This is a genomic window from Micromonospora sp. U56 (assembly GCF_018070095.1).
In the GTDB taxonomy this organism is placed as follows: Bacteria; Actinomycetota; Actinomycetes; order Mycobacteriales; family Micromonosporaceae; genus Micromonospora; species Micromonospora purpureochromogenes.
The window spans coordinates 1-26,995 of the sequence record NZ_JAGPYL010000021.1; the positions used below are offsets into that span (position 1 = coordinate 1).

The following is a 26,995-nucleotide window of genomic DNA, read 5'->3' on the forward strand; positions in this document are numbered from 1 at the left end:
CCGCCCCCCCACGGCCCATCGGCATGCCGGACCTGCCGAGTCGCAGGCGGGCAGGTTCCCCAGCGCCGTCGGTAGATTGACAGCGCATAGACGTACTGATATCTGTTAATAAGGTTATCTAATGCGTCACGGCGGTAACCGGGACCGTCCGACGTCGGCGCAGGCCAACCAACCGGAGGGCGGTAGCACCGCACCCCCCATCCGAGGAGAGCCCATGCTTCGCAAGCGGACAGTCGCCCACCTTTCAGCGGCTCTGCTGGTATCCACCGCGACGGTTGGCTACGGCCTGTCGTCGGCCAGCGCCGCGTCGGCCGGGCCGATCACCGGCCTCGGGGGGAAGTGCGTCGACGTGGCCGGCGCCAACCCGGCCAACGGCACGCCGGTCCAGCTCTGGGACTGCAACGGCACCGCGGCCCAGGCATGGACGGTCGGCAATGCCGACGGCTCGGTCCGCGCGCTCGGCAAGTGCCTGGACGTCACGGCCGCGTCGACCGCCGACGGCGCCAAGGTGCAGCTGTACGACTGCAACGGCACCGGCGCCCAGAAGTGGGCCGCCAGCAACGGCGCGCTGGTCAACACCGGCTCAGGCAAGTGCCTCGACACCACAGGCTGGAGCACGGCCAACGGCACCCGGTTGCAGATCTGGAGTTGCTCCGGCAACGCCAACCAGCGGTGGGTCCTGCCCGGCGGCGGTGCCACGCCCAGCCCGTCCGCCCCGGCCGGCGCCCCCCTCGACGACCCGGCGAAGAAGGACGTCGCCATGCAACTCGTCTCGGCGGCGGAGAATTCCTCGCTCGACTGGCGCGCGCAGTTCTCCTACATCGAGGACATCGGCGACGGGCGGGGTTACACCGCCGGCATCATCGGTTTCTGCTCCGGCACGGGCGACATGCTGGAACTGGTCGAGGCTTACACGAGGACCAAGCCGGGCAACGTGTTGGCCGGGTACCTGCCGGCCCTGCGCGCCGTCAACGGCACTGACTCGCACGCCGGCCTCGACCCGTACTTCCCCCGCGACTGGCGGACCGCCGCCGCGGACCCGGTGTTCCGGGTCGCCCAGGAGGCCGAGCGGGACCGGGTGTACTTCAACCCGTCGGTACGCGACGGCAAGGCCGACGGGGTACGGGCGCTCGGGCAGTTCGCCTACTACGACGCGGCGGTGATGCACGGCTATGAGGGCATGCGGGGGATCCGCAACCGTGCCCTCACCCGAGCGAAGCCGCCGGCGCAGGGCGGCGACGAGCGGACCTGGCTGAACGCCTTTCTCGATGAGCGGGTCGCCGAGATGAGGAAGGAGCCGGCCCACTCGGACACCTCCCGCGTCGACACCGCCCAGCGGGTCTTTCTCAACAACGGCAACTTCAACCTGAACACCCCGCTGGTCTTCGCCGTTTACGGCGACCAGTACCGGATCGGCTGACGACCGCCCCCCGGTCGCGAGGGGGAAGGTCGTCGCCTGTCACATGGGAAGCCGTCCGAGGGGGCAGCGACCGGCCCGACGTGGCCGGCGCGCACTCCCGCGGTCGCCGCGACCGCATGTCGTCCACGCCCGGGGCGACCGGAACAGGGAGCGTGGTAGACATTCCGCGTGATGGAGGTGAGCCAGCCCGGCGAGCGCGGCGTCGACGACGCGGTCCTGGACGCTGCCCGGGACTGTGTCCTCGCCTACGGGGTGCGTCGCACGACGCTGACGGACGTGGCGCGACGTGCCGGGGTATCGCGGATGACGGTCTACCGGCGCTGGCCGGACGTGCAGTCGCTGATCGGGGACCTGATGAGCCGGGAGTGGCATCAGGTGCTGACGGAGGCCGCGGACGACGGGCGCGCGGGCTCCGCCCGGTCCCGCCTGGTCTCGCGGGTGGTGGCGGCGGCCCGGGTGCTACGGAGCCACCCGTTGCTGTGCAAGATCCGCGACGTCGATCCGGAGGTGCTGCTGCCGTACCTGCTCGACCGGCGCGGCAACGGCCAGGACGAGATGCTGCGGTTTCTCGTGGCGGCGCTGGTCGATGGCCACGAGGACGGCTCGGTCCGCGCCGACGATGCCGAGGTGCTGGCCCGCATGGTGTACCTGACCACGCAGTCCTTCGTGCTGTCCCTCCGCACGGTCGCCGATGACGTGCCGGTCGCCGAGTTCGACCGGGAGCTGGCCCGGCTGGTCGACGGCTACCTGCGGCCAAACTAGGGCTGCGTCGAAGTCGCTGTATCCGCAGTACGGACCGGTGCCGCCGGAAACGCGAACGGGTCGGGGTGGCCGACTTCGACAGGACCCTAGCCGCAGATGATCCGCAGCGCGCGCGGGCGGAGCTTGACGTGCACCTGGTCGCCCCGGCCGATCGGGTCGCCGTCCCCGTACGCGACCACCGGCCGGTCGGCGCGTACCGTGACCGAGCCGCCGCGGTAGGACGTGACCTGCCGGCGTCCGAGGTGCCAGCCGGCGCGCATCTGTCGCAGAACGACCGGGAACAGCAGCTTCGGAGCGTGTCGGACCACGACGACGTCCAGCGCTCCGTCGTCGGGCTGCGCCATCGGGGCGATGTGCAGCCCGCGGCCGTAGTACCCGCAGTTGGCCACCACCACCGTGTAGGCGTGCAGCTCCTCCGTCCGGCCGTCCACCGTGATGGTGTACCGGGTCCGCGGCCACCGCAGCAGCGCCCGCAGACCGGTGGTGGGATACACCAGCGACGCGGGCAGGCGTGACCGGTTGGCCAGTTCGTTGGCGGCCGCGTCGACGCCCGTGTAGACGCTGCCGACGACCGTCTGCCCGGCGACGCGGAGCACGTCGAGGTGCCGGGGCCGGCCGTGCAGCAGCAGGTCGGCGACGGCATCGGGGGAGTGCGGCAACCGCAACTGGCGGGCGAAGTCGTTGCCGCGCCCGGCCGGGATGACACCGAGCAGGCCGCCGAGGTCGGCGACCACGCCGGCGAGCAGCCGGATGGTCCCGTCACCGCCGGCGGCGACGACCACCTCGTCGTCCTGCACCGCGGCGGCGGCGCGGTGGCGGGCCTGCTCGGCGGTCTGCGTGTACTCCACCCGGATCCGCGCGCCGGCGGCGCGGAGCTGGTGGGCCACCGGCATCACGCGGGACAGTCCTCGGCGCGCGGCCGGCCCGAGGATCACGGTGAAGGCGCGCACCTCACGGCACCAGGATGCCGGGGTTGAGGATGCCGGCCGGGTCCAGGTGCTGCTTGACCGCGCGAAGCAGGTCAACGGCCACGTCTCCGATCTCGGCGGCATACCAGGCGCGGTGGTCCGCGCCGACTCCGTGGTGGTGACTGATCGTGGCGCCGGTGGCGGCGATCGCCTCGCTGGCCGCCGCCTTCGCCGTCCGCCAGCGGCCGATCGGGTCCGGTCCGGGCGAGCAGATCACCGTGAAGTACAGCGAGGCGCCGGTCTCGTAGACGTGGGAGACGTGGCCCAGCACCAGCGCCCCGTCGGGCAGCGCGTCGAGGATCGCCTGGCGGACCCGGCCGTGCACCTCCGGCAGCGCCGACCAGTACGCCGCGGTCTCCAGCGTCTCCGCGAACGCCCCGGCGTCCAGCAGCGCGTCCCGCAGGTAGGGGGCGTCGAAGCGGTGCCGTGCCCACTGTTGCCCGGCCTCCTCACCCAGCGGCACCCCGCCGTGCGCGGCCAGCACATCGGCGGCGGCCTCGACGGTGGGCAGGACCTCCGCGCCCTCGTACCCGGCGACCAGCAGGCAGCCTCCCTCCGAGCGTCCGGAGCCGGCCGCCCCGATCATGGTCTCGATCTCGTCGGAGAGCCGCAGCAGCGTGGGTCGCGGCCCGTCCTGCGCCAGCCGCCGTACCGCGTGCAGGCCGTCGGCGAACGATTCGAACCGCCAGCCCTCGTAGTGTGACCGCGCGGGCAGCGGACGTACCCGCACGGTGACGTCGGTGATGACGCCGAGCGTCCCCTCGCTGCCCAGGAAGAGCTGTCGCAGGTCGGGGCCGGCGGCCGAGGCGGGAGCCCGGCCCACCCGGACGGTGCCCCGGGGCGTGGCGACGGTCAACCCCATCACCATGTCGTCGAAGCGGCCGTAGCCGGCCGACGCCTGGCCGGACGACCGGGTGGCGGCGAATCCGCCGATGGTGGCGTACTCGTAGGACTGGGGGACGTGGCCGAGGGTGAATCCGTGCTCGGCGAGCAGCTCGGTGGCCTGCGGGGCGCGCAGCCCCGCCTGCAGGGTGGCGGTCCGGGACACCGGGTCGACGGCGAGAAGCTGGTTCAGCCGTCCCAGGTCGAGGGCGACGTACCGAGCCGCGGCGGGGGTCAGCCCACCCACCACCGAGGTGCCGCCACCGAAGGGGACCACGGCCACCCCGAGCCGGGAGCAGATGTCGAGGACGGAGGCCACCTGGCGGTGGTCGGCCGGGCGGATCACCGCCTGCGGGGCCAGGCGTACGTCACCGTGTCGCTCCCGCAACAGGTCCGGCGTCGACATCCCCGAGGCGTGGCGTACCCGGGCCTCCTGGGTGGTGATCACGTGCCCGTCGCCGACCATCTGCCGCAGCGCGTCGAGGACCGCGCCGTCCAGCTCGCAGTCCGGCACCGCAACCGCCGCCAGTGCCACGACCGACGGCGGAGGCGTCAGATCGAGCACCTGCGCAAGTAGGCGCGACGCGGAGTCCGGCAGCTTCACGTCCTTCGCGGTTCCCCAGCGAGCCCAGCCGGCGGTCGACGCTTCCCCTCGTACATCCATGTGTGACAGAGTTACATCGGATGTCACTTGAGCGCAAGGAGGGTGTGTGAACGCCTCGTTGACCGGCGCAGGCCGTGAGCGGGACCTCGCCGAGCTGGCCGCCGGCAACGTCGTCGACGTCCTCGTCGTCGGGCTCGGCGTCACCGGTGCCGGGGTGGCGCTCGACGCCGCGAGCCGCGGCCTGTCCGTGGTCGCCGTCGACGCCAACGACCTGGCCCACGGCACCTCCCGGTGGAGCTCCAAGCTCGTCCACGGCGGCCTGCGTTACCTCGCCCACGGCCAGGTCGGAATCGCCTACGAGAGCGCCGTCGAACGCCACGTCCTGCTGACCCGCACCGCCCCGCACCTGACGCGCCCCCTGCCGATGCTGCTTGCCGCGACCGGCTACACCACCGGTTGGCAGGACCGCGCCGCGGCAGTCGGCCTCCGCGCCGGAGACCTGTTGCGCACCTGTGCCGGCACCTCCCGCCGGACCCTGCCGGGCACCCGCAGGCTCGGCGCGGCCGAGGCGAGCGCGATGGCACCGGCGCTGCGCCCGGCCGGCCTCCGCGGAGCCCAGCTGTCCTGGGACGGCCAGCTCTGCGACGACGCCCGCCTGGTCGTCGGACTGGCCCGCGCCGCCGCGGCGCGATCTGCCCGCATCCTGCCCCGCTGTCGCGCCACCGAACTGCACCGCGACGGCGCCACCATCGAGGACACCCGCACCGGAGCCCGTCTGCACGTCACCGCGCGCGTCGTGATCAACGCCGCCGGTGTGTGGGCGAGCAGCCTGACGCCGCACGTACGCCTGCGCCCGTCCCGCGGCACCCACATCGTCCTGTCCGCCGCCCGCCTGGGCGGGCTCTGGACCGGACTGACCATCCCGGTACCCGGGCAGTTCACCCGCTACGTCTTCGCCCTGCCCCAGACCGACGGTCTGGTCTACGCCGGGCTCACCGACGAAGCGGTGGACGGGCCGGTGCCGGACGTGCCGGAGCCCGCCGACGCCGACGTCGCATTCCTGCTCGACGTGCTCAACAGCGTCCTCGACCAGCCCCTGCGACCCACCGACGTGCTGGGCGCCTTCGCGGGACTCCGCCCGCTGCTCGCCGACGCGGACGCCCGGACCGCCGACCTCTCCCGACGACACGCCGTCATCGACGACCCGGACGGGATCATCAGCGTGGTCGGCGGCAAGCTCACCACCTACCGACGGATGGCGGAGGACGCCGTCGACACCGCCGTCCGCCGGCGCCGCCTCGCCGCCGGCGCCTGCCGCACCCGCCGCCTCCCGCTGCCCGGCGCCGCGAGCAGGGCCCAGTTGGCCCGGGTCCCCGCGCCGCGCCGGCTCGTTCAGCGGTACGGCACCGAAGCGGTCGACGTGCTGGCCGAGGCGCCGGCCGACCTCCGCCAGCCGATCGGCCCCGACATCCCGGTCACCGGCGCCGAACTGCTCTGGGCCGCCCGCCACGAACTCGCCCTCACCGTCGACGACCTGCTCGACCGACGCACCCGGATCGGACTCGTCCCGGCACACCGCGAGGCCGCGCTGCCCGTGGCGCGGGACGTTCTCGCGCTGGCTGCCGACGGCACGGCAAACCCCACCGGAGCGCCGGCCTGAACGCGTAGCACCGCCTTGGCGGACGCGTCCACCGTCCCGCCCCGGATCCGGTGGCCTTGCGGATGAGCCGCCTGAGGCCGATGGCCAACCCCCGTCGGCCCGCCTTGGCTGAAGCGGGTGAGGAACTTCGCGTTCCGCGGCTGCATCCGCAGGCCCGCAGGAGATCCTCCCGGGCCACAGGTCGTAGGCGGGGCTTCGCGGGGAGGTTGTCCGTCCAGCGGACGATCAAGGAAGGAAACACCTACTCCCTTCCACTCTCAACATATAGCGCACCGGGGGACTTGCCGCAAGACCCGGGTCGTGCCGCAAAATTGCCGGCCGAGGCCAGAACCTACGGAAAATGGGAGTCGCGAAAACGAGTTGGTGGGGTTCCTGGACGCCGGCGCACCACCGGTAGGCGTGGGCTTCGGCAGCACGCAGATGCGCGCATCGGAAGACGTCGCCCGGGTGGCCGTCGAGGCGATCCGTGCGCAGCGCCGCCGCGCCCTCGTCTCCCTCTGCAAGCGATCTCAGATCGGAGCTGTTGACGTGAATTCCCTGACCACCAGCGCGTTCGACCTTCCCGAGCACCTTTCCCCCAAGGCCGACCCGACGCTGATCGCCCGCGACGAGCAGCACTTCGCGGCCCTCGCGGCGAGCCTGGAACAGTCGATCTCCGACCTGTCCGACCGCCTCGATGCCGCGCGCAAGGCACCCGGCGGCAAAGGCCGGCAGGCGGTGGACCGGGACCAGGAGGTCCGCCGGCTGACCGCTCGCCTGCGTGCCCTCCGGCGCTTCGGTGTCGACCTGTGCATCGGACGCATGGTCAGCGAAGACAACCCAGAGCCGGTGTACGTCGGACGACGTGGCCTCACCGACAGCGAAGGTCGCCGGCTGCTGCTCGACTGGCGCTCCCCAGCGGCCGAGCCGTTCTTCGGGGCGACCCACGCCAACCCGCTGGGTCTGGCGAGCCGCCGCAGGTATCGCTGGACCCGTGGCCGGATCAGCGACTACTGGGACGAGGTGTTCACCTCGGACGGGCTGGAAGGGCACGCCGCGCTCGACGACCAGTCCGCCTTCATCGCCAGCCTGGGCACCAGCCGGTCGGCCCGGATGCGGGACGTGCTCGGCACGATCCAGGCCGACCAGGACGCCATCATCCGTGCGGGATCGAGTGGCGCGCTCGTCGTCGACGGTGGTCCGGGTACGGGCAAGACCGTCGTCGCGCTGCACCGCACGGCCTACCTCCGCTACGCCGACCCTCGCCTCGGTCACCGCCGGGGCGGCGTGCTGTTCGTCGGTCCGCACCAGCCCTACCTGGCCTACGTCGCCGACGTCCTCCCCAGCCTCGGCGAAGAGGACGTGCAGACCTGCACCCTGCGGGACCTGGTGCCCGAGGGCGCCGCGGCAACCATCGAGACCGATCCGGACGTGGCCCTGCTGAAGTCGACCGCGGACCTGGTGAAGGCGATCGAGGCGGCTGTCAGGTTCTACGAGGAGCCGCCGGCCAAGGGAATGACAATCACGACCGACGAGTCCGACATCTGGCTGAGCGCCGACGACTGGGCCGAGGCGTTCGAAGCACCGGACCCCGGTACCCCGCACAACGAGGCGCGTGACGAGATCTGGGAAGAGCTGCTGACGATCCTGATGGAGAAGTACGACGGCGATGAGCCGGACGACCTGGTCCGCAGGTCGCTGATGCGGAACAGGGAACTGCTCACGACCTTCAACCGCGCCTGGCCGCTGCTCGAAGCGACCGACCTCGTCGGAGACCTGTGGTCGGTGCCCGCCTATCTGCACAGGTGCGCTCCCTGGCTCAGTCCCGACGACATTCGGAAGCTGCAGCGCGGCGACGCCCAGGCCTGGACGGTGTCCGACCTGCCGTACCTGGACGCGGCACGGCAGCGGCTGGGCGATCCGGAGGCGTCAGGGCGTAAGCGCCAGCACGAGGCCATTGTCGCGGTCGAACGCGCGCGCATGGCCACGGTCGTCGACGAGCTGATCGAGGCCCACGCCTATGACGACGGTGAAGGGGTGCTGTCGAGCCTGCGCCAACTGGATCTCCAGGATGCCCTGGTCGACGAGACCGCACTGCCCAGCACCGACCCGGACCTGCTCGCCGGCCCGTTCGCGCACATCGTCGTGGACGAGGCGCAGGAGCTGACCGACGCGGAGTGGCAGATGCTGTTGCTCCGCTGCCCGTCCCGGAGCTTCACCATCGTCGGGGACCGCGCCCAGGCCCGGCACGGGTTCACGGAGTCGTGGCAGGAACGGCTCCAGCGGATCGGGCTCGACCGGATCAACCTGGCCTCCCTGAGCATCAACTACCGGACGCCGGAAGAGGTCATGGCGGAAGCCGAGCCCGTCATCCGGGCCGTGCTGCCGGACGCCAACGTGCCGACCTCCATCCGCAGCAGCGGCGTCCCCGTCGTACCCGGATCTGCTTCTGATCTGAACTCGATCCTCGACACCTGGCTCGCGGCGCACGCCGACGGGATCGCCTGCGTCATCGGCGACCCCACATTCCAGCCGGCGTCCCGCGTCCGGTCGCTGACCCCGGAACTGTCGAAGGGGCTGGAGTTCGACCTGGTCGTCCTCATCGACCCGGAGGCATTCGGCGAAGGCATCGAAGGAGCGGTCGACCGCTATGTCGCGATGACCCGAGCCACTCAGCAACTCGTCATCCTCACGAGATCCTGACCACGTGATCGCCGCCTGACGATCATCAGGACCGCTGCGGGTGGGCTTTCCAGCCGCCGGCGGAGTGAACGACACGGCGGCGTTGTCTCGAGACCAGTCCTTCCTTCCTGGACTGGTCCCGCCTGCCGTCGAGGTCAGGCACCAGGCGACGAGCCGAAGAGCAGGTCGAGGTGGGCATCCAGGGCACCCAACGCCTCCTCGGTGGTGTACTGCCCGCCGAGCAGATAGACGCCCAGCCCTTCCATCAGCGCCAGCAGGCCGGCCGCGGCGGCGACGGCGTTTCGAGACGGGAGGACGCTGGCGATGAACCCGGTCAGCTGCACGGTGTCCTCACGCAGGCTGGGCGCGGCCGCCGGTCGCACCGCAGTGTAGGCGAGGAACGCCAGCGCCACCCGTCCGTCGTCGCGGGTCCGCTCGTCGAGCGGCAACAGCGCGGCGATCATCGTACGCAGCAACAGCCGAGGGGACGGGTTCTCGCCCAGTCGCGCCATCGCCTCGGTGACCCGGACCTGGCTGCGCTCGCGGACCACGGCCAACGCGAACGCCATCATCTCGTCCTTGGTGCGGAAGTAGTGCTGGACCATCCCGGCGGACACGCCGGCCTCGGCAGCCACGTGACGGAGGCTGACGGCCTCCAGGCCCTGCTCCGCGGCGACCCGCATCAACGCGTCAGCGATGAGAGTGCGTCGCTGCTGGTGATCGACCTTCTTGGGCATGACCTCGATCGTTTCACAGTGGGTGGCCCGGACCCTCCGCCAGCGGGCGGCGGCTACCGGCTGACGGTTCCGGTCGCGGGGGTGCCCCGTGCGCTGCGCAGGAGGCCGTCGGGGTCGTCGGCGTACAGCCGCAACTCGTCCATCGGCTCGGACCGGCCCTTGGGCAGGTCGAAGGTCGTCGGCCGGCGCAGCAGGACGTCGATGCTCGTCTGGCTGCCGACCGAGAGGTACAGCACCCGGCGGTCCCCCTCCTGCTCGACCTGCACCGATTTGCTGGAGGGCAGCGAGCGGTGACGCTTGCGCAGCGCCTCGACGTCCGTCCATGGGATCCAGATGTCGATGCCCGAACTCAGCCGGACCCGCAGGCCTGTGTCCCCAACGACGTGTGGGTGGATCTGCATGCTCGCGTAGAGGCCGGCCATCCAGAGCAGACCCCAGATGCCGAGGACGAGCACGATCCAGCGGGCCGGCCCCCACGGCACCACGTTGGTGACGATCAGGTCGAAGATCGGAATCTCCACGACCGACAGGCCGATGAAGATCCCGAGGATCGGCCTGACCACGCCCAGGTAGCCGAACGGCTCATCGCCCGGCGCCAGCGGCAGCGGCTTGCGCCGCGCCCACACGTACAGGCTGCGCCACATCGCGGCCTCCATCGCGGCCACCCGGCGCAGCAGCGGGCCCACCTTCGCCCCGGTCGGGGGTGTCATGTCGGTCATGGTCGTCCTCGCGGTAGCGGTCAGGCGGTCAGTGGAGGGTGACGGTTCCGGCGCCGCCGTCCACGGTGACGAGCTGACCGGTGGAGATCGTTCGCGTGGCGTCGGGCACACAGATGACGGCGGGGATGCCGTACTCCCGGGCCACGGTGGGGCCGTGCGCCATGACCGCGCCGGTCTCGGTGATCAACGCCGAAGCGGTGAGGAACAGCGGCGTCCAGCCGGGGTCGGTGGTCGCGGCGACCAGGATCTCGCCGGGCTCGATGTGGGCGGTGGCCGGGTCGTGGACGACCCGGGCGGGGCCGGTCACCCGGCCCGCCGACGCACCCACGCCGGCGACGGTGCCGTCGAGGGCGGGCGCCGCCGGCAGTACGGTCTCGACGTCGGTGCCGTCGGAGAGCAACGCCACCGGCACAGCCCTGCGGCGCGACTCCCTGCGGTGTACCGCCCTGCGGGAGGCGACCGTCACCCGGTGATCGATGCTCCGGTGCACCGCGCCGTGTACCTCGTCGAGGGTCAGGAACATGATGTCGTCGGGCTGCTCCAGCAGCCCGGTGCCATGCAGGTCGGCGCCGATGAGCAGCAGTTGCCGGCGCGTCTCCCGCAGCGGGTACAGCCCGGCGAACTTGCCGGCCTCGCGCAGGCCGGCCAACGACCGGGCCCGGCGCAGCAGGAACCCGGCCATCGTGCCGCGTACCGGCCGCCGGCGGCGAGCCCGCCTGACCAGCTCCTCGAGAGCGGCCTCGGCCTCGGCCGCGGCCCGCTGGAAGCGCTGGTCGGGCCCCTGTTGCGGATCGGTGACCCGCAGGTAGTTGGCGATCGCCGCGAAGACCGGTGCCGGATCCTCCGCCCACCGCGGTACGCCGAGGTCGACCTCGGCGACGCCGCGATGACCGTAGGCGTCCAGGAAGCCGTCCATCCCGACGTCGGGCAGCGTCCCGCGCAGATATCGCGCGGCCAGCTCGTCGGGCGGGGTGTCGAGTAGGAGCTGACGGTGTTCCCTCGCGCCCTGAGCGAGCCGCCAGAGCGCCAGGTTCATCTCGATGGTGACGTTGTGCGGCATCCCGCCCAGCACGGTGTGGATCTCATCCGGGCTCGCGACGCCCTTGAGCAACGAAGCCGGCAACGCGGCGGCCAGCATCCCGGTGACGATCGGCCACATGATCGCGTCGGCGCCGTCCCCGGAGTCCCGCGCCTGCAGGAAGCGGAGCCGGTCGGCGGCGGTCCGCAGGTCGGCGGAGGCCGCCGACCGTACCTTCATCTCCTCGATCGCCTGGAACATTCGGATCCGCGCCGCGTCGGGGCGGGCCAGCGCGCGCAGGATCCCCACCACCGCGCGGCCGGCCGTCCGCAGGGACGCGGCCCCCGGCCCCGCGCCGCGCTCGGTGCTGCCCTTGGTCGGCGCGAACCGCGGATCCGCCAGGACGTGCTGCATCACCGCTTGGGCCCGCGGGCCGAAGTCGACCGCCATGAGCTTGACCAGCCGCTTGCGGGATGACCTGCGCCGGGCCAGCTCGGTCAGGTCACCGTAGAGGCGACCGCCGATGTCGACGATCTCGACCCGGACGCCGAGCGAGGCGAGCATCGCCGCGATCTGTGACTGCAGGGTCGACATTCCCATCGGGGTGACCGGTCGCAGCATCCCCTGGACGTGGCCGAACTCCAGGTAGACCCGGGGGAGGGGCTGCCCGGTCTCCGGCGGGAGAGGAAACAGGCTGGTGATCGGCCGGGCTTGCAGCAACCACAGCACGCCGTCTCCGTCGAACGCCCACTCCACGTCCTGCGGGCAGCCGAAGTGACCCTGCAGCCGCGCACCCGTCGCTCGCAGCTCCGCCAGGTGCGCGGATGTCAGACATCCTGCGTCGGCCCGGGTCACGCCGTCGAGGACGTAGTGATCTACCGTCACCGCCCCGTCCACCACCGTCGTGCCGAGACCCGGCGCGGCGTCGACCGCCATCTCGTCGCGGCGACCGGTCACCGGGTTCGCGGTGAACAACACCCCCGCCACCGAAGGGGCGACCATGCGCTGCACGACGACGGCCATCCGCACCGCCTGATGATCGATCTGGCGGGCGTCGCGGTAGGCGGTCGCGCGGACGGTGTGCAGCGATTCCCAGCACTTCCTGATCGCGGCGATCAGGTCCGGGGTGCCCGTGACGTTCAGGACGGTGTCCTGCTGCCCGGCGAAACTCGCCTCCGGCAGGTCCTCCGCGGTGGCGCTGGAGCGCACCGCCACCGGGCCCGCACCGAGCCGCTCGTACGCGGCGACGATCTCCGCCTGCGGAATCACGCCGAGCCGGTGAGCCTCGGCGGTGACGCAGAACCCGTCGGGGACCCGCTCACCTCGCCGGATCAGCTCGCCCAGCCCAGCCGCCTTGCCGCCGACCAGGTCGACCATGTCGGCGGTCGCCTCGGACAACGCGATCACGTGCATGTGGGCCTTCTCTCTATGCAATGCATCTGCATTGCGTCCCACGCTACTCGATTGACGATGCGACTGCAATGTCACCGCGAGGGCGAGCCAGGGGCGACGGCGGAGACCTGGGCCTGAGGCGTTGCCGCGTTGCCGGCGTCTCCCATGGGACAACCGCAACATGCAGGGACTGGCAGACCCCGGATAGTGGCTCGGTCGGCGGCGTTATCCGCGCAGGGGATCAGATCGAAATGTCGTTATTCCGTTCGATCCATTGTTGGTCGTTTTTTGCATAGCAATCTGTCCGGGGTGCAACTATCGTTTGGCAGCGCATGGCGATAATCCCGAAGGTGGTCCTACCTAGCCTGCGTCCACCGCTGGACTGCCATGGTTTGAAAGAGGGTTGCATGAGCCGATCTCGTTTCCTCATCCTGCTGCTGGGCCTGCCACTGCTCCTGTTGGTGGGATCCGCGCCGGCCAGCGCCGCGACCGGTTCCTCAATGGACATCCTCGACTCGGTGACGCTTGTCGCGAAGGGTGCCGGCGTACAGGTTGAAGTCACCGGTACCTGCGACGCTGGGGACAGTGGCGTTTTTAGCGTCACCGTGACACAGGCGGTCGGCAGCCGAATCGCTCAAGGCTCCGACTATGTCGTGGTCACATGTACCGGTGAGCAGCAGCAGGTGGCGGTCCTGGTTGTGGCTGACGTAGAAGGCACGTCGTTCCGCGTTGGTGACGCCCTGGTGAGTGCCAGTCTGATTTGGGCATGCTGCTCAAATTCTTCTACACAGGAGGTCGTCCGCATCCGGAGATAGCGCGCTGGGTCTCACCACCGGGTGGGCCATCGTATGGTGACGGGACGTGGCAGGACTTCCAACCCAAGCCATCATTGCGTCATCATCCGGCTTTTGGACACTCAGAGCATAACGATGCCGATCACGTTTTCCACCGGCACCGTTCTTCTGCGATGAGTCGTTGGCGACCCCTCGGTAGTCGCCGAGGAGGAAGAGCTCACCCGTCGGCACCGTGATGGGCTCGAACGACGCCGGAGACTCGAATTTCGGTGCCTTGTCGACGTAGGGCTCGTCCTGCGGGGTGCCGTTACGGATGATCCGGCCCTGAGCGTCGCAGCAGGCGATGGTGAGGCATGAGCCTGCCACGTGCTCCCGGCGCCCTCAACCTGCTACCACCACAAGCGGCCAAGCCTGAACGACGTCGTTCCCCGACCGCCACCATGGGCTAACCCCAGGCGCCGTCGACAACGGTGTCCCACCGAGTGGCGAGACGTCGCTTAGTCGGCGACGTGGATGACGATCTTGCCGCGGCGTTTGCCCATCTCGAGGGCCTCGTAACCCGAGCGCGTCTCGGTGAGGGGCAGTACCCGGTCCAGCACCGGCCGCAAGTGGCCGTGGTCGACGAGTTCGGCGATGGAACCCAACGCGTTTCGCTCGGGCTCGACGATGAAGTACACCCCGCGCACGCCGTGCCGGGCTGCTTCCTGCTCGTCCGGAGGCGTGGCGAGGCTGACCAGAATGCCGCCCGGCTTCAGCACGGACCAGGACCGCGACTGGGTGGCTCCTCCGACGAGGTCAACGACGACGTCCAGGTCGCGGACGTGGTCCTCGAAGCGGTCCTGCGCATAGTCGATTGCCTGCTCCGCACCCAGATCCTGGACGAACTCCAGGTCGGCCGCCGCCGCCGTGGCGCTCACGCGAGCACCGAGGCTGGCCGCGAGCTGCACCACGTAGTTCCCCACGCCGCCGGCGCCGCCCTGCACCAGCACGTGCTGGCCTTCCTGCAGATCGGCGTGGTCCACCAGCGCCTGCCAGGCACTCAGCGCAGCCAGTGGAAGCGCTGCGGCGTGGTCATGGTCGACGGTGGCGGGTTTGGCCACCACGACGGCCGCGGGCAGGACGACATACTCGGCGGCAGCGCCATCCCGGGTGAACGGGATCAACCCGTAGACGGCCTCCCCCACGGCGGGGCTCTCCACCCCCGCACCGCACGCCGCGACGACTCCGGAGAACTCGTGCGACGGAATGATCGGGGTGCGATCGGGTCCTGTCCCATCCGAGCTGTGGGTCCAGGTTTCCGGCCAGGTGAGCTCGCGGGGTGTCATGGAAGCAGCCTTCACGGCCACCAACACCTCACCGGGCCCCGGCTCGGGCCGCGGCGCCTCCTCGTACACGAGTTGCTCCGGGCCGCCCCGGCTGTGCGCCCTCACTGCGTGCATCGTGCTCATCCGACGGCTACTCCCTCCCCGAGGCATGGCGATCAGCGCAGCAGCCCCGGAGGATGAACCCAGGCTGACTTTCGCATTATCTGGCGGTTCGGCAGGCGCCCGCCGAACTTCCGCAATCTCGGGCGCAGACAAGCGTCTGCCGAACACCGTCATCAGCGTCCTGATTCCTGCCGGCACCTGGCGTCGACTCATTCGTGCCCACAGCCCGCCGGAAGTCGGCCTGCGTCACTCCGCTTCCGTGAGGGTGGTGTGGCAGCCGATAGCGTCGACGTTCCACCGCCGGCCCCCGGCCATCACGTTGTGCAGGCGGATTCGGCCGAGTTCGTCGGGCAGATGTGGGTCGGCGACGAGGGTGTCCGCCTGCGGTTTCAGGCCGAGCATGGTGCGGAGCAGGAGCAGGGGTGCGCCGCTGGCCCAGGCCTGCGGGTTGCAGGCGGTGGGGTAGGGCACGGGTTGGCGGCCGAAGGACCGGTCGTAGCCGGAGAACGCCTCCGGCAGGCGGTGCTCGGAGTGACGGGCGGCCTCCAGCATGGCCATGGCGATGCGGTTCGCCTCGTCCCGGTAGCCGTAACGAGCGAGGCCCGCCGCGATGATGGAGTTGTCGTGCGGCCAGACGGTGCCGAGGTGGTAGCCGATGGGGTTGTAGCCGGTGTCGGCGGTGGACAGGGTGCGGACTCCCCAGCCGGAGAACATCTCGTCGGACATGAGTTGCCGGGCGACGTGCCCGGCGCGGTCCTCGGGCACGATGCCGCTCCACAGCAGATGACCCATGTTGGAGGTCATCGAGTCGATGGGCCGCTTGTCCCCGTCCAGCCCGACGGCGTAGTAGCCGCCCCGCCGTGGGATCCAGTAGTCCCGGTCGAACTGCTCACGCAGCCGGTCGGCCTCCGCCCGCAGCCGGCGGCCCAGGCCCGGGTCCTGCCAGGGGCCGTCGGCGAGTTCCGCGAGGCGCACCTTGGCGTCGTAGGTGTAGCCCTGCGTCTCGCAGGTGGCGATCGGCAGGACCGGGACGGTCCCGTCGGCGTGCTGCACGCCGTCCGGGGAGTCCCGCCAGCACTGGTTGCCCAGGCCCTGGTCGGAGCGGGTGGCGTACTCGACGTAGCCGTCGCCGTCGCGGTCGCCGTGGTGGTCGATCCAGCCCAGGGCGGCGTCGGCGTTGCCGCGCAGCCGGCGGACGAGTTCGTCGTCGCGGGTCCACCGCCAGTACTCCGACAGCAGGATCAGCCACAGCGCGGTGGTGTCGGCGCCGCCGTAGTAGGGGTGGTAGGGCTTGAGGCCGAGCCGGGTCAGCTCGCCCGACCGGTACTCGTGAAAGATCTTGCCCGGTTCCCGGTCGGTGAACTCGTCGAACGTGGTGGCCTGGTGGGCGGCCAGCACGATCAGGGCGCCGCGGGCGACGGCGGGGCCGCACATCATGGTCTGGTAGGCGGTGATCAGGGTGTCCCGGCCGAAGACGGTCAGGAACCAGGGCAGGCCGGCGGCGATCAGTACGACCGGTTCCCCGGCGATGGTCTTCTCGATCCGCATCGACACGAGGTCGACCGCCGACTTGTGGTAGACGTCCCGGATCAGGTCGGCGTCCGCGTGCAGGTGCGGCTTGCTCGCCGCCCATCGGGTCGACGGATCCTCCATGCCGTGGTCAACGGCCTGACCGAACTCGCGGGGCGTGGGACGGTAGTCCTCCTCGCCGCAGCGCAGCGGTACCCACAGCTCACAGCCCCACTGCTGTCCGCGCGCCAGCCTCAAGTTCCATTCCAGCGTGTCTCCGTCCACCTGATCGGCCGGCGGGTCAGCTTCGATCCGTACCGTCGCCGCGAAGTCGCCGTTGCGGTACGCGAACTCGAGGGCCGACCCGTCCGGCGCGTGCCGGCGGACGACGTGTGGGCTGCGGTCCCGGCCGGACTCCTTGATCTCGAACAGGTCCGCGAAATCGGTTCCCACCGCGAGGCGCAGCCGCACCTGTGCCGGCTCGATGCCGAAGTAGCGCAGCTCGACGCGCTCGTAGAGCCCGTCGCCGACGAACCGTTGCCGCCGCACGCCGACCCGGTTCGCCGGCAGCCCGGGCAGCGCCGAGTTGGCCAGGAAGAAGGCCGCCGAGTACGGATCGACGGTGCCGGAGGAGAGCACCAGCAGCGGTGCGTCGCCGATCGTCAGCACCCACCTGCTCACGAAGCGGGTGTCGTCGTGAACGAGCCCGCCGATGGACCCGTCGGGCACGTTTCCCACGGCGTCGGAGAGCATGAAGGTGCGCCCCTCCAACACGCCGATCGCGTCCGGCCCCAGCTCGGGCGGGAGGTCACGGCAAGCGCCGCTCGGCACGCGACGGGTGGTCCCGGTGACCATCGGATCCGCGGGCGTGGGACGCCCTGATGCTGCCGCCACCGACACCTCCTTCCGCTGCGAGTTGGGCTCGCGTCAAGGCGGGCGCGTGTCCGCAGCCTATGAGCGCTCCTCACGTCCTTGCAGGTAGATCGGCGCATCCGGTTCGGCCGGGAATCGCTCAGTCGGTCGGCCGCGCGTGCGCCGGCACCTGGAGCAGGTCCAGGCAGTTGCGCCACAGCGTCTCCAGCTGCGCCGGATCGTTGAGCAGCTTCGCGAGCAGGACCCGTCCCTCGATCTGCGCGACGATGGACCGGGCGGCCTCCCGGGATTCGACCGAGGGACCGGCCTGGCCCTGCTCCTTCGCCTCGAGGACCACCTGCTCGATGAGGTCGATCTGGGCCTCGAAGATCTCCTGGAGCCGACGGCGGATCTCTTCCGCCTGGTTGCTGAGTTCGAGGGCGAGGTTGCCGAACAGGCAGCCGGCGACCAGGCCGACCTGCTGCTGCCCAGTGCGCTGCACCTCCTCGGTGGCCTCGAACAGGTCCCGCAGGCGGCGCAGCGGGTCGTGTCCGCTGCCGAGCAACTCCTCCCACCGGCGGCGCTGGGTCGCCCAGTGCTCGTCGATGACGGTGAGGGCGAGTGCCTGCTTGGACTCGAAGAAGTAGTAGAAGCTGCCCTTCGGCACGCCGGCGGTCGCGCAGATCTCGGCGACCCCCAGCGCCGCGTAGCCGCGCTGCTCGATCAGCGTGGCGGCTGCCGCGAGAAGTTTGTTCCGTGCGTCACTGGTCCGACCCATCCTTTGACGATACACGACCGGTCGGCTAGCTTTTAGTCGACCAGTCGTCTAGTGGTCGTCCGGCTGCCGCGATCGCGGCTCCCGGCCCCGTCAGCCGCCGTCCTACCAGGGCTTCGGCCAGTCAGGAAGTGGTTCGTCATGAGCAGCAGTCAGGTTCAGAAGGTCGCCGTGATCACCGGTGCCTCGCAGGGCATCGGCGCCGGCCTCGTGGACGCGTACCGCAAGCTCGGATACGGCGTCGTGGCAACCTCACGCTCGATCGGTGATGCCCATGATCCGGACATCCTCACCATCCGGGGCGACATCGCCGACCCGGACACCGCGCAGCGGGTGGTCGACGCGGCGGTGGAGCGTTTCGGCCGGATCGACAGCCTGGTCAACAACGCCGGCATCTTCGTCGCCAAGCCGTTCACCGACTACACCGACGAGGATCTCGACCAGGTCACCAAGGTCAACCTCGTCGGGTTCTTCCACCTCACCCGGCGGGTCCTGCCGCACCTGCTGGCAGCCGGCGGCGGTCACATCGTCACCATCACGACCAGCCTGGTGGACCAGCCCAGCTCGCACGTCCCGTCCGCGCTCGCGTCGTTGACCAAGGGTGGCCTCAGCTCCGCGACCAAGTCGCTGGCCATCGAGTACGCGAGTCGTGGAGTCCGGGTCAACGCTGTCGCGCCCGGGATCATCAAGACCCCGATGCACCCGGTCGAGACCCACGGCGCGCTCGCCGGCCTGCACCCGGTCGGTCGAATCGGCGAGACCAGCGACGTGGTCGACGCCGTCGTCTACCTCGAATCCGCGCCCTTCGTCACCGGCGAGATCCTGCACGTCGACGGCGGCCAGAACGCCGGGCGCTGACCGCCGTCACCGCAACCCGTAGACAGGGGCATCCCATGCCGATCGTCAACATCCAGATCACCCGAGAGGGCAGCACGCCCGGCGCGTCGGCGGCGACCGCCGAGGAGAAGGCCGCGCTGATCAAGGGCGTGAGCGAACTGCTGCGCGACGTCCTCAACAAGCCGCTGGACTCGACCTTCGTCGTCATCGACGAGGTCGAGACCGAGAACTGGGGCCGGGGCGGCCTGCCGGTCGAGCAGTTCCGCGAGCAGCAGCGGTCACGCGCCAGCGAATAGGACCGCCGGCGCAGTACCGCGGCGTGCGCCGCGGACAGTAGTAGTGGGTGACGTCGTCGTGAACCTGCACCGACAGGACCGATGGCAGCCTTGAGAATTTCCCCCACCAAGGGGGGCGGGTCGGCCGGTGGGCGAAGCCACAGCTTCACCCACCGGCCGATCATCGTCTCCGGTCGTGCGACCGGCCTCACCGCGCCGGCTGAGCCGGCCGCCGGTCGGGGCTTCGCCGTGATCACACCTCCGCTGATCCGCGCAGCGAGTGGTCGATGCCGGCCGAGTCCCGTCAAGGACGCCGGATCCGACCGCCGCCCTCCGCGATCATCCCTGCTCGCCGGTCGCGGTGTCGCCCGCGTTCCGCGTGAGCCAGGCGCTCAAGCCGGCGAGGGCGGCAGGGCCGTAGTCGTCGTCGACACCGCCGGCGAGGTCTGCGATGGAGATCGCCTGTAGGGCGGCCCGCCAGGCGGCGTCGGCGCCGGCCATCGCGCGGGCGATGGGGCACGGCCGGGTGCAGGCCTCCGGCGGTGTCGCCAGGGGGCCGCGCTGGCGGATCTCGGTGCACACGAACGCGGGCTGAGCGCCGTCGACAGCGGTGACGACGTCGAGCATGGTGATCAGTTCGGGTGACCTGGTCAGGACATATCCGCCCGCCTTGCCCTGGACGGCGGTCACGAGGCCGGCGCGGGACAGCGCCTGCAGCTGTTTGGCCAGGTAGCTGCCGGAGACGTCGTGCAGTTCCGCGAGCCGGGCAGCCGGCACGGGCTCCGTCGCCGTGGTCAGCACCACGCAGCAGTGCAGTGCCCACTCGACCCCACCTGACAGCTTCATCCGACCCCCCCCGCTTGACTCGGACAAAGCTTATCCGACTACTGTCTCGGACAAGAGTTGTCCGAGTTCGAGGCGGGTCCTCGACAAATCTGGCGTGCCTGCGCGGCGCGCATGGAAGGGTGAGAGCCATGAAGCTCACAGTCATCGGTGGTACCGGACTGATCGGCTCGCAGGTGGTCCAGAAGCTGACCGCGGCCGGACACGAGGCCGTCCCCGCGGCGCCGTCAACCGGCGTCGACCTGCTCACGGGGAAGGGCCTGGACCAGGCGCTGGAGGGCGCCGACGTCGTTGTCAACGTTTCCAACTCGCCAACCTTCGACGAGGCCTCGCTCGACTTTTTCCGTACCTCCATGACCAACCTGCTGGCCGCCGGGGAGCGCGCCGGCGTCCGGCACCAGGTGATCCTCTCGATCGTCGGTGTGGACCAGGTGCCCCAGCTCGACTACTACCGCGCCAAGACCCTGCAGGAAGACCTGCTCCGGCAGGGGCCCACGCCGTACTCCATCGTGCGGGCCACCCAGTTCTTCGAGTTCGTGAACGCGGTCCTGTCCTGGACCTCCGACGACACCACCGTCCGCCTGCCCGCTACCCGTATCCAGCCGATGGCCACCGCGGACATCGTCGACGAAGTCGTCGATGTCTCCATCGGTTCGCCGCTGAACGGCATCCGGAACATCGCCGGCCCGGACGTCTTCGCCCTCGACGACCTCGGCAGGCTCACCCTGGCCGCGCAGCACGACGACCGGACCGTCGTCACCGACGACAAGGCCGGCATGTTCGCGGCCGTCACCGGCGACGCGATCATCGCGGGCCCGGACGCGCACCTGGCACCCACGCACTACCAGGACTGGATGCAGTCCGCCCGCTGACCGGGTGCGCAGCCGTCAGGAGCACTGGCGAGCATCGGGGGCGCCCCGGCCCGTGCCGGAGCCGCCCCCGATGCTCGCCGCCCGCTTCCCGGTCAGCCGGGCTGCGTCGCCGCGCGGTTCTTCAGCCGGCGGACGGCTTGCGGAGCGCGTCGCGGACCCGGTCGACGACCGCCAGCGCGGGACCGGCCGCCAGGTTGCCCTTGGCCGACTGCGCATTCGGGTGTGGTCGGGTCGGTGCGGTGGCCTCCGCGGCACGTACGGCGGCGGCGAGGGTGCGCAGCCGGTCGGCCGGCACGTGCTGTCGCAGCCGGGGGAACTCGTAGCGCTCCTCGTAGCGGGCGTGGGTGAGCACCGCGTCACGGAGCAGGATGATGCCGGTGTCGAAGCCGTCGGCCTCGACGCCGCCGGCGATCAAGGTCTTCAGCGTCTCCTTGGCCTGGCGTTCCTCGTCGAGCCGGTCGTCGACCATGGCGTCGCCACCACCACCGGGCAGGGTCCGGGCCAGCGGGTGGACGACCTCCTCCTCGGCGGTCTCGTGCGCGGCGAGGAGCCGGACCAGGTCGTCGAACGCCTCCCGGCGGGTGTCGCCGGTGCTGCCGATGACCAGCAGGAAGAGCTGCTCGACGCGCGCGTGCTGGGCGAGCAGCAGGTCGACCACGTCCTCCTCGGGCCCGGGCGTGGCCGGGGCGTCGGTGTCAGGCATGGCTACCTCCCCGGGCACGCAGCCCGTCCACCGGGTGCGGTCCCTCGGTCTCGATGCGGTACTCGTCGCCGAAGCGCTCGCGGTGCATGTCGATGACCTGCTCGGTGGGCGGCTGCTCACCGTCGTGCAGCTGCTGCTGCATCCACTCGAAGCGCTCGTGCGCCTCCGTGACGTAGCCCTCGCCGAGTTTGGTGAGGTCGATCTGGGTGGCCAGCAGGTGGCGCAGGTACTCCTTGTTCGGTTCGAAGGTGAGCGGCTCGGGCAGGCCGGCGCTGCCGACGATCTCCTCCGGCTCGCGGCCGTCATGTCGGCGCAACAGGTCGGCCGCCTGCTGGAGGTGGGCCAGCTCCATCTGCAGGTGCAGCTCCCAGACCGCCTTGATCCGCGGGTCGCTCTCCTGCTGCAGGAACGAGTAGTACAACCAGCACTCGTTGTACTCGTGGGTCAGCAGCCGCTCCCACCAGCTCTCGCCCGGGTCCAGCAGCGACTCGTAGTGGGTGACGTGCTCCTGCTCGATCAGGCTGATCTCCTGGTAGAGCTGGCGCGCGATCGGCTCCATGTACTGGGGGCCGACGTTCATGTAGTAGAACATCACCTGCTGCTCGGCCGAGAGGATCGTCAACGCGTTCAGCTTGGAGCGCGGGTCGACCGAGTTCCGGTCGTACGGGGTCCGGACCTCGTCGAACGGGTGCCGGTGCTCCTGCACGGTCGGCCGGCCGGGCATGACCTCGGTGAGGCCGTCGACGATCTTCTCCGCCTTGCGCCGCTCGACCATCTCGTAGAGGTTCGCGTAGCGGTACAGGTGGTCGAAGTCCTCCAGCACCCCGAACTCGTACGCCTGCTTCAGGTAGGGGTCCGGTTCGTGCCGGGCCACCCAGGCCGTCAGGTCGACAGCCACCTGTTCGTAGCCGAGGGTCGTCTCCAGCACGCTCGCCACCCCCGGCAGCAGCCAGTTCACCACCCGCTGCTGCTGGCTCTCCACGTACCGCACGTACGCGAGCTGCCGCCGGACCTCCTGGTCCGGGCAGACGCGGGCGAACTGGTGCTGGAAGTTGATCGCCTCGACCTCGATGCCGTTCATCGTGATGATCCGGCACCTGGTGTAGGGGTCCACCGCCTCGGGATCGATCGGTTCGACATTCAGTTCACGCCAGTTGCGGATCTGGCTCTCCAGGGGGATTCCCTTGTGGTCCAGCGGGTTGAACATGTCTCTCCATTCGCGTCGGGGTGCGTCGTCGGGCGCTGCCCGGGCCCGTCGAGCGGAATCGCCCGAACAGGCGCTGGTGTCGAGGGGATGTGTCGGTCAGCCCAAAGGCGCCGGCTGGTCGGCAGGGACAGTGCCGTCGAAGGAGCCTCGTGGCGCCAACCGCCGGCTGCCGCCGTGCCCGCGGGCCAGCGGGAGGCGAGTGACGACCGGAGGTGCCGTCGCCGTGGCCCGGGCCGAGGCGATGTCGAGCTGCGGTGGCACGCCGGTCACACCGAGGATGCGGAGCACGAAGGGTGGGGCCTCACGGAGGGTCAACCGCCCACCGGCCGAGGTGACCAGCTCGCGCACCCGCAGCAGGGCATCGATTCCCGGCGCACCGAGGTAGGTCACCGTCGACAGGTCGAGCGCGATCGGCGGCAGCGGAGGACGGCAGAGGAACTCCACCAGCTCCACGAGCAGGTGCGCGTTGCTCATGTCGATCTCGCCACTGGCAGTGATCACCTTGGTGGCGCCGTCGCAGCTCAACGACAACGACATGATGGGTTCACGCAATCCTGGGCGCCCTTCGGCGCAGGATGGGGCAGGCCCTCGTTCTTCGGGAGAGACCGGATCTGTCGACATGGCGCCTCAGCCCTTCACCGGGGGTCACCCGCTTGCCCACCGGACGGTGCGGCAGCGGCGGTTCAGGGCGCATTTCTTGACCCGGAGATGTCCCTACCCCCGGAGGCCGGGCATACACCCGGCCGTCGCCGCCGGCGGCGGGCGCCGAAGAACGCGAGGTCGGCGGTCGGTTTCCCGGGGTGGGCATCGGGTAGTCGCCGGCTCCGGTACCGCCGGCCGAACGCCGACCGGCGGACGACGGCAGGGGTGTTGTCGTGGTGCGTGCACGTCGAGCGATCGGGCCCCGGTGAGATGTGCGGCATCAGCGGTGAGGCGAGGTTCGACGGCGCGACCCCCGACGCCGGCGCGGTGGCCCGGATGACCGAGGCGATGCGTTCCCGGGGCCCCGACGGCGAAGGGTTGTGGAACGACGGCTGGGTCACCCTGGGACACCGCCGGCTGACCGTCATCGACCTGTCCGAGGCGGGCGGCCAGCCCATGGTGCGCGAGGACCTGGGGCTGGGGCTCGTTTTCAACGGTTGCGTCTACAACTACCACCAGCTGCGCGACGAGCTGCGGGAGGCCGGGCACACCTTCCACTCCACCAGCGACACCGAGGTCATCCTCGTGGCGTACGCGCAGTGGGGTGAACAGTTCGTCGACCACCTGGTCGGCATGTTCGCCGTGGTGCTCGTGGACCGGCGGCGGCGCCGGCTGGTGCTGGCCCGGGACCGGCTGGGTATCAAGCCGCTCTACCTGGCGGAGTCGCCGGGGCAGCTGCGGTTCGCCTCCACCCTCCCGGCGCTGCTGGCCGCCGGGGACGTGGACACCGGCATCGACCCGGTGGCGCTGCACCACTACCTCTCCTGGCATTCGATCGTGCCGGCGCCCCGGACCATCCTGCGCGGGGTGCGCAAGCTGCCCCCGGCCACGGTGCGGGTGGTGGAGTTCGACGGGCGCAGCCGCGAGCGCGTCTACTGGCAGCCCGACTACCAACGGGACCCGGAGCACGCCGGCATGGACGCGCGCGACTGGCAGGTTGCGGCCGGCGACGCGCTGCGCACGGCCGTGCGGCGGCGGCTGGTGGCGGACGTACCGGTCGGCGTGCTGCTCTCCGGCGGCCTGGACTCCAGCATGATCGTGGCGTTGCTCGCCGAGGCCGGGCAGCCCCACCTCCAGACGTTCAGCATCGGCTTCGACAGCCGCGGCGGCGAGGTGGGCGACGAGTTCCACTACTCCGACCTGGTCGCCGCCACCTTCGGCACCGACCACCAGCGCATCCAACTCGGCAACGACGACCTGGTGCCGGCGGTCCGCCGGACGATCGAGGCGATGACCGAGCCGATGGGCAGCCACGACGTGGTCGCCTTCCACCTGCTCTCCGAGCAGGTGGCCCGCCAGGTCAAGGTGGCCCAGTCGGGCCAGGGCGCCGACGAGGTCTTCGCCGGCTACGCCTACCACCAGCCGCTCACGCGGGTACCCCGCCAGAGTGCCGCCGAGGCGTTCGCCGCCGCGTTCTTCGACCGGGACCACGCGGAACTGGACCGGGTGGTCGACCCGGCGTTCGCGTGTGGCCACGACGCCAGCCGCGAACTGCTCGCCGCGCACCTGGCCGCGCCCGGCGCGGACACCGCACTGGACGCGGTGCTGCGCCTGGACACCCACCTGATGCTGCCGGACGACCCGGTGAAGCGGGTGGACAGCATGAGCATGGCGTGGGGGCTGGAGGTGCGCACCCCGTTCCTGGACCAGGACCTCGTCGCCCTCGCGGCGGCCTGCCCGCCGGAGCACAAGGTGGCACAGGGCGGCAAGGGGTTGCTCAAGGAGGTGGCCCGGGAGGTGCTGCCCGCCGAGGTGATCGACCGGCCCAAGGGCTACTTCCCGGTGCCCGCCCTGCGCAACGTCGACGGGCCGGTGCGGCACCTCGTCGAGGAGGCCCTGACCGCGCCGCCCGCACGGGAGCGCGGCCTGTTCCGGCCCCGGTACGTCGCCGACCTGCTCGCCGATTCGGCCCAGGCGCAGGCCGCCGCCGGCAGCAACAAGCTCTGGCAGCTCGGCCTGCTGGAACTCTGGCTCCAAGCCCACGACATCCACTGACTCCCGGCGCGCTCGCTCGTCTGACCCAGTCGGCCGGGTCGCCGGTTCAGTGGGCGGTGGTCTGGGCGGTCAGGTGATCCAGAACGGCCTGGACGTCGCCGTCGGTGCGGGCCATGATCCGCCGCTGTCGGGTCGCGCCGGTGCCGTCCCGGCGTATCCGGTCGAGCTGGCGCAGCACCGGGTCCAGATCGCCGTGCCGGGTCAACGCGGACGCGACGGTGACGAGGAGCTCGTCGATCAGGTCCCACGCGGGACGGGCGCCGCCGCCGCGCAGGTCGATGAGGTCACCGTCGACCCCGTTGTGGGCGGCTCGCCAGTGCGCGGCGGCGACCAGGCAGTCCCGGATCGGAGTGGCGCGGACCCCGGCGCGGACGTCGTCGGCCATGGTGGCGACCAGCGCCCTGACCAGCGCGGCGACCAGCACCGTGTCGTCAACGGTGGGGCAGACGTCGCCGACCCGGACCTCCACGGTCGGGTACGCGGCGGACGGGCGGGCGTACCAGTAGACCATCGCGGCGTCGAGCATGATCCCTGCGGCGATCAACTCCTGCACGGTGGCGTCGTAGTCGGCGACCGACTCGAAGTGCGGGGTGGGTCCGATGCTCGGCCGGCGTTCCAGCTGCATGGACCGCCAGCTGGCGTGCCCGGTGTCCCTGCCGTCGTGCAGGGGGGAGTTGGCGGTGAGCGCCTTCACCACCGGCAGCCACGGGCGCAGGTGGTTGCACACCTGCACGGCCAGCTCCCGGTCCGGCAGACCGACGTGGATGTGGCAGCCGCAGACCGCGGGGTCGTGCGCCACCGGACCGAACCGGCGGGACATGGCGTGGTAGCGCTGCTCGTCCGGCACCGTACGGTGCGCTTCGCACACCGGGGTGGCCCCGACCGCGACGAGGCACGCCCCGGCCGCCTCCGCCGCCTGGGCGGCGGCACCGCGCAGCGCGACCAGGTGTTCGCGCAGCTGTGCCAGGTCGGTGCAGACGGGGGTGACCAGCTCCACCATGCTGTGCCGGAACTCCTGCCGGCTCTGCTCCCGAGCGGTCCCCGACAGCGTGTGCAGCACCCGGTCGGCGACGGGCAGGCTCTCCCCGGTTGCCGGGTCCAGGAGCAGGAACTCCTCCTCCACCCCCAGGGTGAGGATGGTGGGAGTGGATGCCGCGGGGGCGGCCACTCGGTGCGGCTTCATGGTCACGTCCGATCGTGGGCAGTGTGCTGGAGTACCGCCGCGCGGCGTGCTGCCGTCGTGGTCGGCGGGCCGATGGGGCAGCTGGTAGCGGCTGGTCGGCCGTGGTCGAGCCCTCGATCTGCCTCGTATCCCCGGGCCGGGCGGCCGGCTGGGTGGTGGGTCCGGTGTTGTCGTCAGCAGTCGAAGTACATGGCGAAC

Annotated in this window: 22 protein-coding genes; 9 read left to right on the forward strand and 13 right to left on the reverse strand. The window is 70.9% G+C overall.

Translation table 11 applies throughout. From position 1 onward, the window contains the following. Positions 1-214 precede the first annotated feature (214 nt). Together KBX37_RS10445 and KBX37_RS10450 are read left to right on the forward strand one after the other, a co-directional pair. Complete coding sequence (locus KBX37_RS10445) at positions 215-1,420, forward strand: chitosanase (protein ID WP_210775694.1); 1,206 nt, start codon at positions 215-217, stop codon at positions 1,418-1,420. Positions 1,421-1,591: 171 nt separating this feature from the next. Further along, positions 1,592-2,182 (forward strand): TetR/AcrR family transcriptional regulator, encoded by a 591-nt coding sequence (locus KBX37_RS10450; protein ID WP_247657551.1) that lies wholly within the window; start codon positions 1,592-1,594, stop codon positions 2,180-2,182. A gap of 86 nt (positions 2,183-2,268) precedes the next feature. On the opposite strand, the gene KBX37_RS10455 is transcribed toward KBX37_RS10450, so the two are convergent. Next, complete coding sequence (locus KBX37_RS10455; protein WP_210775696.1) at positions 2,269-3,132, reverse strand: diacylglycerol kinase family protein; 864 nt, start codon at positions 3,130-3,132, stop codon at positions 2,269-2,271. 1 nt (position 3,133) lies between these two features. Then, positions 3,134-4,696: an FAD-binding oxidoreductase gene (locus tag KBX37_RS10460; protein WP_210775697.1), complete on the reverse strand. Its 1,563-nt coding sequence runs from the start codon at positions 4,694-4,696 to the stop codon at positions 3,134-3,136. A 46-nt stretch (positions 4,697-4,742) separates the two neighbouring features. Here KBX37_RS10460 and KBX37_RS10465 point away from each other — a divergent pair, with 46 nt between their 5' ends. Together KBX37_RS10465 and helR are read left to right on the forward strand one after the other, a co-directional pair. After that, positions 4,743-6,296 carry a glycerol-3-phosphate dehydrogenase/oxidase gene (locus tag KBX37_RS10465; protein ID WP_210775698.1) on the forward strand — a complete coding sequence of 518 codons (1,554 nt, stop codon included), beginning with the start codon at positions 4,743-4,745 and terminating at the stop codon, positions 6,294-6,296. A 420-nt stretch (positions 6,297-6,716) separates the two neighbouring features. Then, positions 6,717-8,978, forward strand: coding sequence for an RNA polymerase recycling motor ATPase HelR (gene helR, locus KBX37_RS10470; protein WP_247657546.1), 2,262 nt, complete (start codon positions 6,717-6,719; stop codon positions 8,976-8,978). Positions 8,979-9,112: 134 nt separating this feature from the next. On the opposite strand, the gene KBX37_RS10475 is transcribed toward helR, so the two are convergent. From KBX37_RS10475 to KBX37_RS10485, 3 genes are read right to left on the reverse strand one after another with little or no spacing between them, the layout of a single operon-like run. After that, a complete protein-coding gene (locus KBX37_RS10475) occupies positions 9,113-9,694 on the reverse strand; it encodes a TetR/AcrR family transcriptional regulator (protein ID WP_210775699.1) in 582 nt (193 codons plus the stop codon). A gap of 53 nt (positions 9,695-9,747) precedes the next feature. Next, positions 9,748-10,404, reverse strand: a complete 657-nt coding sequence (locus KBX37_RS10480; RefSeq protein ID WP_210775700.1) for a hypothetical protein — start codon at positions 10,402-10,404, stop codon at positions 9,748-9,750. Between the two features lie 37 nt (positions 10,405-10,441). Then, complete coding sequence (locus KBX37_RS10485) at positions 10,442-12,844, reverse strand: PEP/pyruvate-binding domain-containing protein (RefSeq protein WP_210775701.1); 2,403 nt, start codon at positions 12,842-12,844, stop codon at positions 10,442-10,444. A 386-nt stretch (positions 12,845-13,230) separates the two neighbouring features. Between KBX37_RS10485 and KBX37_RS10490 the strand changes: the two genes are divergently transcribed. Next, positions 13,231-13,638, forward strand: coding sequence for a hypothetical protein (locus tag KBX37_RS10490; RefSeq protein ID WP_210775702.1), 408 nt, complete (start codon positions 13,231-13,233; stop codon positions 13,636-13,638). 476 nt (positions 13,639-14,114) lie between these two features. Here KBX37_RS10490 and KBX37_RS10495 read toward each other — a convergent pair whose 3' ends face one another. The 3 genes from KBX37_RS10495 to KBX37_RS10505 all read right to left on the reverse strand — a co-directional run bounded on the left by KBX37_RS10495 (position 14,115) and on the right by KBX37_RS10505 (position 18,183). Continuing rightward, positions 14,115-15,065, reverse strand: coding sequence for an NADP-dependent oxidoreductase (locus KBX37_RS10495; RefSeq protein ID WP_210775703.1), 951 nt, complete (start codon positions 15,063-15,065; stop codon positions 14,115-14,117). 225 nt (positions 15,066-15,290) lie between these two features. Then, positions 15,291-17,384, reverse strand: coding sequence for a glycogen debranching N-terminal domain-containing protein (locus KBX37_RS10500; RefSeq protein ID WP_307849027.1), 2,094 nt, complete (start codon positions 17,382-17,384; stop codon positions 15,291-15,293). 181 nt (positions 17,385-17,565) lie between these two features. Continuing rightward, entirely contained in the window at positions 17,566-18,183 is a 618-nt protein-coding gene (locus tag KBX37_RS10505; RefSeq protein ID WP_210775704.1) for a TetR/AcrR family transcriptional regulator, read from the reverse strand. A gap of 138 nt (positions 18,184-18,321) precedes the next feature. Between KBX37_RS10505 and KBX37_RS10510 the strand changes: the two genes are divergently transcribed. Continuing rightward, entirely contained in the window at positions 18,322-19,038 is a 717-nt protein-coding gene (locus tag KBX37_RS10510) for an SDR family NAD(P)-dependent oxidoreductase (RefSeq protein WP_210775705.1), read from the forward strand. 35 nt (positions 19,039-19,073) lie between these two features. Further along, positions 19,074-19,313, forward strand: a complete 240-nt coding sequence (locus KBX37_RS10515; RefSeq protein ID WP_154936273.1) for a 4-oxalocrotonate tautomerase family protein — start codon at positions 19,074-19,076, stop codon at positions 19,311-19,313. Between the two features lie 318 nt (positions 19,314-19,631). Here KBX37_RS10515 and KBX37_RS10520 read toward each other — a convergent pair whose 3' ends face one another. Continuing rightward, a complete protein-coding gene (locus KBX37_RS10520) occupies positions 19,632-20,138 on the reverse strand; it encodes an Rrf2 family transcriptional regulator (RefSeq protein WP_210775706.1) in 507 nt (168 codons plus the stop codon). A 128-nt stretch (positions 20,139-20,266) separates the two neighbouring features. Between KBX37_RS10520 and KBX37_RS10525 the strand changes: the two genes are divergently transcribed. Beyond that, positions 20,267-21,007 carry an SDR family oxidoreductase gene (locus tag KBX37_RS10525; protein WP_210775707.1) on the forward strand — a complete coding sequence of 247 codons (741 nt, stop codon included), beginning with the start codon at positions 20,267-20,269 and terminating at the stop codon, positions 21,005-21,007. A 121-nt stretch (positions 21,008-21,128) separates the two neighbouring features. Here KBX37_RS10525 and KBX37_RS10530 read toward each other — a convergent pair whose 3' ends face one another. The 3 genes from KBX37_RS10530 to KBX37_RS10540 form a co-directional block, all read right to left on the reverse strand. Further along, positions 21,129-21,710, reverse strand: a complete 582-nt coding sequence (locus tag KBX37_RS10530) for a hemerythrin domain-containing protein (RefSeq protein WP_210775708.1) — start codon at positions 21,708-21,710, stop codon at positions 21,129-21,131. Beyond that, entirely contained in the window at positions 21,703-22,917 is a 1,215-nt protein-coding gene (locus tag KBX37_RS10535) for a hypothetical protein (RefSeq protein ID WP_210775709.1), read from the reverse strand. Before KBX37_RS10535 ends, KBX37_RS10530 begins: the two co-directional genes overlap by 8 nt. Before the next feature lie 96 nt (positions 22,918-23,013). Continuing rightward, on the reverse strand, positions 23,014-23,454 hold the full coding sequence (locus KBX37_RS10540) for an STAS domain-containing protein (protein WP_210775710.1): 441 nt from the start codon (positions 23,452-23,454) through the stop codon (positions 23,014-23,016). A gap of 375 nt (positions 23,455-23,829) precedes the next feature. On the opposite strand from KBX37_RS10540, the gene KBX37_RS10545 reads away from it, so the two are divergent. Beyond that, the gene (locus KBX37_RS10545) at positions 23,830-25,614 is read left to right on the forward strand and encodes an N-acetylglutaminylglutamine amidotransferase (protein WP_210775753.1); all 1,785 of its coding nucleotides are present in this window, start codon (positions 23,830-23,832) and stop codon (positions 25,612-25,614) included. A 46-nt stretch (positions 25,615-25,660) separates the two neighbouring features. Here KBX37_RS10545 and KBX37_RS10550 read toward each other — a convergent pair whose 3' ends face one another. Then, complete coding sequence (locus KBX37_RS10550) at positions 25,661-26,797, reverse strand: glutamate--cysteine ligase (RefSeq protein ID WP_210775711.1); 1,137 nt, start codon at positions 26,795-26,797, stop codon at positions 25,661-25,663. Positions 26,798-26,995 lie beyond the last annotated feature (198 nt).